Genomic DNA, 8,697 nt, shown 5'->3' on the forward strand with positions numbered 1-8,697 from the left:
TGCTCCACCTGCGCCAATCGGCGTATCAATCCAAAGGGCTCCGGTTCCGACTGGTTGAAAGTTCAGTGGCAGGTCACGCAGGCTGGAGGCCGTGCGGTGGGCTTTCAAATAGGTTGCGTCGATCATGATCGTCTATTGATCCACCGCCTCAGCGGCCAGTCCTTCGAAGATCCGGGCGAACACGCCCATCTCGCTCCAGCGCTTTCAGCGATTGTAGAGGGCCTTCGGCGGGCCATATTCTTTCGGCGCATTGCACCAGCGCAAGCCATTGCGATTGATGAAGATAATACCGCTCAGCACGCGCCGATTATCGACGCGTGGCTTGCCATAGCTTTTGGGAGAGAACGGCCGCAACCCCGCCATCTGATCGTCGGGCAGCCAGAATAGATTGCTCATCACGCTCCCTCATTTTGGGAGCTTGAATCACGCAGACGATCAGGCCTCAAGAAAATTAATGGGTCCTGAGCCTAGGCGCAACATACGGCAAATGTCGGATTTGATCATGACTGGATGAGTATCGTCATATTTGTGCGCTTCTCAGGCGCAGCGAATTCAATACCACAGAGATTGACGAGGCGCTCATCGCGAATGCGGCAAACATCGGGCTGATCAAAATGCCGAGGAAAGGGAACAGCACCCCAGCGGCAATAGGTACCCCAAGGCTGTTGTAGATCAGTGCGAAGAACAGGTTCTGGCGAATGTTGCGCATGGTGGCGCGCGCCAGCCGCCGGGCACGCACGATGCCGTCGAGGTCGCCCTTGACCAACGTGAACCCGGCGCTTTCGATCGCGACGTCGGCACCCGTGCCCATGGCGATGCCGACATCGGCCTGGGCAAGCGCGGGCGCGTCGTTCACGCCATCCCCGGCCATGGCCACCCTGACGCCTCCCGCCTGCAACTCCTCGATGATCCGCGCCTTGTCCTCGGGCAGCACATCCGCGCGGATTTCGTCGATGCCGAGGCGTGCGCCGATGGCTTTGGCCGTGCGTTCGTTGTCGCCCGTGGCCATGATGATGCGGAACCCGAGTTCATGCAGTGCGGCAAGGGCGGCAGGTGTGGTTTCCTTTACAGGATCGGCAACGCACACAAGCCCCGCTATGCACCCGTCCATGGCGACGAACATCACCGTTTCACCTTCGTCACGCCGGGCGTTCGCCTTGGCTGAGAGATCGCCGACATCAAGGCCCATTTCCGTCACCAGCTTCAGGTTTCCGAGCGCCACGGCCTTGCCGTCGACTACACCTTTCACGCCCTTGCCGGTAATGGCCTCGAAATCCCTGGCATCCGCTATCGCAATTCCGCGCTTCTCGGCGCCGCGGACAATCGCTTCGGCGAGCGGGTGTTCCGATCCGCGCTCGAGCGAGGCGGCGAGATGCAGCACCTCAGCCTCGTCATGGCCCGCCTCGGGCAGCACTGCGACGAGGCGCGGCTTGCCCTCTGTCAGCGTGCCGGTCTTGTCCACAATCAGCGTATCGACCTTTTCGAACCTCTCGAGCGCCTCGGCGTTCTTGATCAGAACCCCTGCCTGGGCGCCGCGCCCGGTGGCGGTCATGATGGACATGGGCGTCGCCAGACCGAGCGCGCAGGGACAGGCGATGATCAACACGGAAACGGCGGCAATGAGCGCGTAGGACAAGGTCGGGGCGGGCCCCCAGATCGCCCAGCCGATGAAAGCCAGTATCGCGATGCCGATCACGGCCGGAACGAACCATCCCGCGACCTGGTCCGCGTATTTCTGGATCGGGGCGCGGGACCGCTGCGCATTGGCGACCATTTCGACGATCTGTGCCAGCATCGTATCGGCGCCGACGCGCGTGGCTTCGATCACCATCGACCCGGTGCCGTTGATCGTCGCGCCGGTAACCTGGGCTCCTTCGACCTTTTCGACCGGAACGGGTTCACCCGATATCATACTTTCATCGACCGATGAGTGACCGTCGACAACAATCCCATCTACGGGAACCTTGTCACCGGGGCGTACGCGCAGACGGTCACCGACCTGCACGTCCTCGAGCGGGACTTCCTCTTCGCTCCCATCGTCGCGGACGATCCGCGCCGTTTTCGCCGCAAGGTCGAGAAGTGCCCGGATCGCCTTGCCGGTGCCTTCGCGGGCGCGAAGCTCCATCACCTGTCCGAGAAGAACCAGCACGACGATGACGGCCGCAGCCTCGAAATAGACACCTACGTTGCCTTCGCTGTCACGGAACCCGTCGGGGAAGATGCCCGGCGCGAGAACCGCGACGATGCTGAAGATCCACGACGCCATCACCCCCATGGAGATCAGCGAGAACATGTTCAAATTCCAGCTTCTAAACGAATTCCACCCGCGCTTGAGGAAGGGCCAGCCACTCCACAGCACAACGGGCGTGCCAAGCGCGAGTTCGATCCACAATGCCGTGCGCTCGCCGAAAATACTCCTCACGAAGCCAAGACCAATGAGCGGGCCCATGGTCAGGACAAGCAGCGGCAGCGTCAGAACCGCGCCGAGCCAAAAACGGCGCGTGAAATCCACCAGCTCGGGATTTGGTCCTTCTTCGGCCATCGCGGCGGATTCGAGTTCCAGGCCCATCCCGCAGATCGGGCAGGATCCGGGATGAATTTGTCGTACCTGTGCGTGCATCGGGCAGGTGTAGACGGGACCGCTGTAGCCCGCCGGAACCGTGTCGTATTGGCCACCGTTGCCGGTGTCTTCCTTGCCGGGGGCATGGCTGTGATGATGGTGCTCGGAATGCGTGACCGCGCGATCTTCGGGGACCAGATGCATCCCGCATTCAGGGCAATCCCCCGGTCCGTCCCGACGAATTTCAGGATGCATCGGGCAGGTATAGATCGGGGAGGGGCCTGCATCGGGACCATCCGTGTGTGCATGGTCATTCATCGCGGGTTTCCTTTCCAATGAGACGGGAGGCAGGTTTCCGGGTGCCGATCAGGTCGATCGAGGCGCGGGCAAGCAACCCAGAGACATCGATGACGTTCGAGGGATGCGGGATGGTATTCGTGGATACGATCCGCGCCGCACCGGCCGCCAGAATGTCATCATGGGCTGATCCGGCGAAGACGGCGTGGATCACCAGGCAGACGGGCGGGCGCGTGCCTGCAGCGACAAGTCTTTCGATGGCCTGCACCATGGTGCGCCCCGAAGAGGCAATATCGTCGAGAATCACCGGGGTTCCGTCGCGCAGGGCTGCGCTGTGCGGCATGCTGATTTCGACGTTCTTGTCCCCGGTCCTGACTTTTTGCAGCACTTCGAAGGGGCGCCCAACCAATGCGGCGACATCGTTCACCCATTGCTGGCTTTCACTGTCGGGGCCGAGCAGGACGGCATCCGGTACTTCCGCCGCGATCCAGTCGGCAATCAGAGGGGCGGCGGCAATCCGCTTGGCAGAAATGCTAAAGAGTCGGTCAAGCACCGGTATGCGGTGCAGGTGCGGGTCGACCGTTACGACCCAGTCGAAGCTTTCCTCGATAAACTCGGCGAAAAGCGGTGCGCTGATGGCCTGTCCGGGGGCAAAGCGCCTGTCCTGCCGCATATATCCGAGATAGGGCGCAATCAGTCCCACATGATTTGCCCCCAGTTCGCGCGCGGTGACGGCGGCAAAGCGCAACGGCAAAGCCAACCGGTCCGGATCGCGCAAGGTGCAAAGGATCGCCACATCGCGACCAGCGATGTTTTCGGGCAGTGTGACCAGGCTTTCCCCGTCCGGAAATCGATGCAGGTCGATGATCCGCAAATCGCAGCCAAGTTCCTTTGCGACCGCATCTCCGGCGGTTGCGAGTTCGGGGAAAGCAAGCAAGAGCAGCGTCACTTTTCTGCCTCCACCTGGAACGGGCTGGTGCCTGCCCGGGCGTAATCGCGCGCCCAGGCCAGTTCCCCCGGTGTTTCGGCGTGTATTTCGTAAAGCGGGGTATCCGGTTCGACCGTGTCCCCGGGGCGGGCAAGCAGCAGAACGCCAGCCGTCTGCCGCCCCGGCGCTCCGGCGAGCTTGGCGATTTTCGCGATGCGCCGATTGTCGATTGCGGTGACGCGCCCCCGCCGGCCAGCGGTTTCGATGGCCCGCTCCGGCGCTATCCCGGGTTCGTGGAAACCACCCTGGGCGGCGCAGATCGCCATGAACTTCGCTTCCGCCGCGCCGCTTTCCAGCAGTGTTTCCGCCGTTTGCCGCCCGCGGCCATCCGGAACGCCCATGTCGAGCAACGCCCCGGCGATATCAAGCGCGCGGTCCCGTAAATCCGGCGGGTGATCCGCACTGCGCCGCAATACGGCCAGCACGTCACGAGCCTCGAGCGACGGGCCAATTCCCCGCCCGACCGGGGCTGTGCCGTCGCTGCAATGAACGCGCAACTCGATACCGATTTCCGCCGCAACGGCACTCAGCCGCGCAGAAAGATCTTCGGCGGCAGCACCGGTGCGTACCTTCGCGGTCGGCCCAACCGGCATATCGATCAACACGTGCGTCGATCCGGCCGCCAGTTTTTTCGAAAGAATGCTGGCGACAAGCTGCCCGTCGCTGTCGAAATCCAGCGGCCGTTCGATCCGGATAAGGATATCGTCAGCCGGGCTCAGGTCCAGTCCTCCGCCCCATGCCAGACAACCGCCTTCGGCTTCGACCACACGCCGCATTGATGTGATGTCGAGATCGACAGGCGTCATGACCTCTATGGTATCGGCCGTCCCGGCTGGTGAGGTAATGGCCCGGCTCGAGGTCTTGGGAATGAGGCCGCCTGCCGCAGCAATGACCGCCACGACAATGGGCGTGGTGCGATTGCCGGGCAATCCGCCCACGCAGTGCTTGTCGAGGACCGGTTCCGTGCCCCAGTCGATCCGCTGCCCCGCATCGGTCATTGCGCGGGTCAGGGCGATCGTTTCCGCGATGTCCAGCCGGTCACCGGCGCAGGCTGTAACGAAGGCGGCCAGGTCCAGATCGGACAAGCGGTGCGCGACCATATCCGTGATGATCTGGCTGGCGGATGCTGCGTCGAACTTGCCGCCGAAAACTTTGTTCCTGATCGCCGAGGTCGACGCCGGAGGCTCTGGGTGTGAAAACTCGGCTTGCACCCCTTGCCGTTCGGGGCGCAGCGCGTTCCACGCGGCGATACTCAGCGCCGCCGTGTCGGGCGGCAGCCAGCCTTCCGCCGTGACGACATTGAGGGTCGCGATGAGGCTGCGGCCACCGGCCTCGATCCTGACCCGGGTCAGCGCGGAAAATCCCTCAGCCCGGCAAAGGTGGCAATCCTCGCGCATATACACGACGGGTTGGCGGTAAGTGTCGATCCCGGCGCGAATGATTGGAAGGAAACTGTGCGGCTGAGTCATTTCGGCGCGTCCAGTCTGACCTTTTCAAGGTGATCCGGCGCGCGGGCCCGTCGCCCGAGTTCGTGGGATACCCGCCTTCGGAGCGTGTCGGCGGCTTCGGGTTCGCCATGTGTTATGTAGGTCATTTTCGGCGGCGGCCCGGCCGACATCCAGTTGAGGATTTCGTCTGCGTCCGCATGACCGGAGAACGATTGCAACTGTACCACTTCCGCATTGATGGGGGTTTCTTTCCCGAACACCCGTATCCGGCGCTCCCCGGCCGCAAGCCTTGCCCCTCGCGTGCCTCCGGCTTGAAAACCGGCAAGAAGGATCGCGTTGCGGCGGTCGCCGCCAAAACTGATCAGGTGATGCAGGATGCGCCCGCCGGTCAGCATGCCGCTGGCCGAGATGATGATCATCGGGCCTTGGCGCGTGTTGAGCCACTTTGACCGCTCGACGGTGTTCACGCGCTCGGCCAGTTCGAACATCGCCTTGCAGTCTTCCCAGGTAACGTGGTGTTCGTCATGGTGGCGGTGGTAGATGTCGGTGGCATCCACGGCCATCGGGCTGTTTAAGAAAACGGGGACATAGGGGATATCCCCCCGCTTTATCAGCCTTGCTATGTGATACATCAGCCCCTGTGCCCGACCGACGGCGAAGGATGGGATCAGCACCGTACCGCCCCTGCCGAAGACGCGTTTGAGCACGGGTGCAAGCTCGGCCTCGGGGGCGATTGCTGCGTGGCTGCGGTTGCCATAGGTCGACTCGCAGATCAGGACGTCGGCGCCGGAAAAGGGTACGGGCGGGCGCATCAACGGATCAGGATCGCGGCCGATGTCGCCGCTGAAAAGCACCACATGGCCGTCTATCGTGAGCCGTATCTGAGCTGCGCCGAGAAGGTGCCCCGCCGGTATGAACTCTGCATATATGCCATCGCCGAGGTCGATTTTCTTGCCGAACGGCACGGTGTCCAGATGTTCCAGCGCCACCTTCGCGTCTTTCAATGTGTAGAGCGGGAGTGGTTTCTTGTGTTCGGAATATCCTTTCCGCCGTGCATATTTCGCTTCTTCTTCCTGTATATGCCCGCTGTCAGGCAAGATCAGTCCACAAAGTTCTTCAGTGGCCGGCGTACACAGCACGCGACCTGAATACCCAGCCCGTATCAGTGCCGGCAGATACCCCGAGTGATCGAGATGCGCATGTGTCAGAAGCACAGTGTCGATCGTCGAGGGGCGTGCCGGGAAAGGTTTGCGATTGCGCAGCCTGAGTTGCTTGTAACCCTGGAAGAGGCCGCAATCGATCAGGATTTTACGGCGGCCCTTCTCGACCAAGTATCGCGAACCGGTCACGGTGCCCGCGGCACCGAGAAACCGAAGCGTTGGTTTTTCCCTGTAGCTCATATTGGCCTCCTAAAACGCGTGAGGAACGCGGCGCGCCTAATGGGCACCGGCGGCGGCACGCAGACAGGGGAAACTGATACTCCTTTGACCCGTCCGCGCGTCAGGCGCGGATCGATAGTGGCGGTGGCGTGGTCACATCTTCGCGAAAGCCTTCTGCGAAATGGCCGCGTTCAGGGCGTTCGATTGCAGTGAAATCGATCCGGGCAGCTTCGCCGGACACTTCAAATAATAATAGCGACGCGTGGCAGCTTGAACCCGTGGCGCATGAATCATCATCTATTTGAAGATGCTTGGAAGCATCTTTCGACTTGTCAGGCGGCACGCTGCTGGACTGATGCGCATCGATTTTAGCGTAGGCATGAATGTCGGCTTGGAGGGCCGCAGGAGAATGCGGAGAAAGAATTAGAAACACCAACGCAAGACCCGCCCCGATAAAGGACGCTAGAGTTCTTTTCGTTGCGAAATTTCTTTTCATGTCGAGTTTCCCCAGCTTAATTCCGGGACAAGCCGCTTCGGCCCTCGCAATTCAATAACATGACACGCGTTGCCGCAAGGTCAAGCTGCTTGGGACGAATTCTCCTTTGACGCCGGATCGCTCGCCATTGACCGGAAGGCCAACAGCGAGCCGACAATCACGGCCTGAAGCGGTCCGAGCCACAGGCCATCATACGAGTTCGATCAGGCCGCGTTGACGGCCTTGCGCAGAAGATCACGCACCTGCTCAGCCACTGACTTGAGCTCCCTGTTGTCAATCGCCGCCATGGAGGCGACGGGATCGATCGCGCTGACCTCGACACCGTCGGATAGCTGCCGGAGAATGACGTTGCAGGGCAACATCGCGCCGACCCGCGGTTCCAGCCCGATCGCCTGATGCGCCATTTTCGGATTGCAGGCTCCGAGAATACGATATCCATCCATGTCGACATCGATCTTCTTTTTCATCGTTTCCTTGACGTCGATTTCGGTCAATACGCCGAAACCATTGTCTCCGAGCGATGCGCGCACCCGCATTTCCGCATCGTCAATCGTCACGTTCGGCAAGACCCGATCATAGGTGTAACCCATATTCCTTTTTCCTTTCTGATTTCTTGGCAACCGTGCCGCCATGAGGATGCCGTGGATTCCCGAAGCGCCACGCCCACAGAGAGGGCGTGGCGATGCATCGATCAATTATCGTCCATCATGCGGCCATTTCCCATCGGCCGCCGCATATCGTCGTCCTGCGGACCGACGCCCCACATTCTTTCGCGCAGTTCCTGCATGTGTTCCATGCGGGCCGCCGGGGCCGCCATTTCCTGCGGCGTTACCGCTCCGTCGCCATCCGCATCGAGATATTGGAAGCGGTCTACCATCATCTCGCGGATCATCGCGCTGTGAAGCGTTTCGAATTCGCCGATGCTGAGCGTTCCGTCCCCGTCCGCGTCATATTCCTTGAGTTTGCCCTGCAGGGTTTCGCGGATGTCCTCAGGCGATTTGCCCCATTGCCCGTCGGGGGCCATCATCCACATCATGCCGCCGCCCATGGGACCAATCTGCCCCGGCATTCCCATCCCAAATCCCGTCATCGGGCCGTGCATGCGCATCATCATGGACATGGGGTTCACCATGTCGCCAGCGTAACGGCCCATATGACCTTCCCTGTAGCCGCCCATGTCGTCGGGACCGTACTGTCCCATCCCCATCATCATACCGGGGCCGTGGCCGTAGCGGTCACCGCCCGAATGGCCGGGATCGGCCAGGGCCGGGGCCGCCAGGGCAGATACTGCAACAAGAGTGATGGCGTAAAAAACTTCTCTGGTCATGACTGAACCTCGTTTTTCAGTTTCGGTGCCTTAGATTTGGGGGGTGAGATCGGAGAACGCCATGGCGTGTTTTCGCAACTGTGTAATCGTCTGTCGCCAACTTGGCGCTTGATACATTTCGCGACAAAAATCTTGGGAAATCCGAAGACGGCTGGACTATGAGGATGCGCATGACCGAACTACCCCATATCCTCGTGGTGGA

The 8,697-nt window shown here is 61.2% G+C and carries 7 protein-coding genes and 1 pseudogene; all 8 read right to left on the reverse strand.

Translation table 11 applies throughout. The annotated features are described in order from the left end of the window. Window positions 1-135: 135 nt before the first annotated feature. Window positions 136-396 (reverse strand): annotated as a pseudogene (locus IT775_RS20765) (transposase); the annotation flags it as partial. Window positions 397-520: 124 nt separating this feature from the next. Then, window positions 521-2,815, reverse strand: a complete 2,295-nt coding sequence (locus IT775_RS20770; protein WP_373050997.1) for a copper-transporting P-type ATPase — start codon at window positions 2,813-2,815, stop codon at window positions 521-523. Window positions 2,816-2,870: 55 nt separating this feature from the next. Beyond that, window positions 2,871-3,806: a ribose-phosphate diphosphokinase gene (locus IT775_RS20775; RefSeq protein ID WP_343231174.1), complete on the reverse strand. Its 936-nt coding sequence runs from the start codon at window positions 3,804-3,806 to the stop codon at window positions 2,871-2,873. Further along, on the reverse strand, window positions 3,803-5,314 hold the full coding sequence (locus tag IT775_RS20780) for a thymidine phosphorylase family protein (protein WP_212703166.1): 1,512 nt from the start codon (window positions 5,312-5,314) through the stop codon (window positions 3,803-3,805). Before IT775_RS20780 ends, IT775_RS20775 begins: the two co-directional genes overlap by 4 nt. After that, window positions 5,311-6,693 carry an MBL fold metallo-hydrolase RNA specificity domain-containing protein gene (locus IT775_RS20785; RefSeq protein ID WP_212703167.1) on the reverse strand — a complete coding sequence of 461 codons (1,383 nt, stop codon included), beginning with the start codon at window positions 6,691-6,693 and terminating at the stop codon, window positions 5,311-5,313. The genes IT775_RS20780 and IT775_RS20785 overlap by 4 nt, the downstream gene beginning before the upstream one ends. A 100-nt stretch (window positions 6,694-6,793) precedes the next feature. Further along, on the reverse strand, window positions 6,794-7,168 hold the full coding sequence (locus tag IT775_RS20790; RefSeq protein WP_212703168.1) for a hypothetical protein: 375 nt from the start codon (window positions 7,166-7,168) through the stop codon (window positions 6,794-6,796). A gap of 203 nt (window positions 7,169-7,371) precedes the next feature. Beyond that, window positions 7,372-7,758, reverse strand: a complete 387-nt coding sequence (locus IT775_RS20795) for a DUF302 domain-containing protein (protein ID WP_212703171.1) — start codon at window positions 7,756-7,758, stop codon at window positions 7,372-7,374. A 101-nt stretch (window positions 7,759-7,859) separates the two neighbouring features. Next, window positions 7,860-8,495 carry an EF-hand domain-containing protein gene (locus IT775_RS20800; RefSeq protein WP_246525798.1) on the reverse strand — a complete coding sequence of 212 codons (636 nt, stop codon included), beginning with the start codon at window positions 8,493-8,495 and terminating at the stop codon, window positions 7,860-7,862. Window positions 8,496-8,697: the final 202 nt, after the last annotated feature.

This window comes from Thalassovita aquimarina (genome assembly GCF_018219815.1).
Classification (GTDB): Bacteria; Pseudomonadota; Alphaproteobacteria; order Rhodobacterales; family Rhodobacteraceae; genus Thalassobius; species Thalassobius aquimarinus.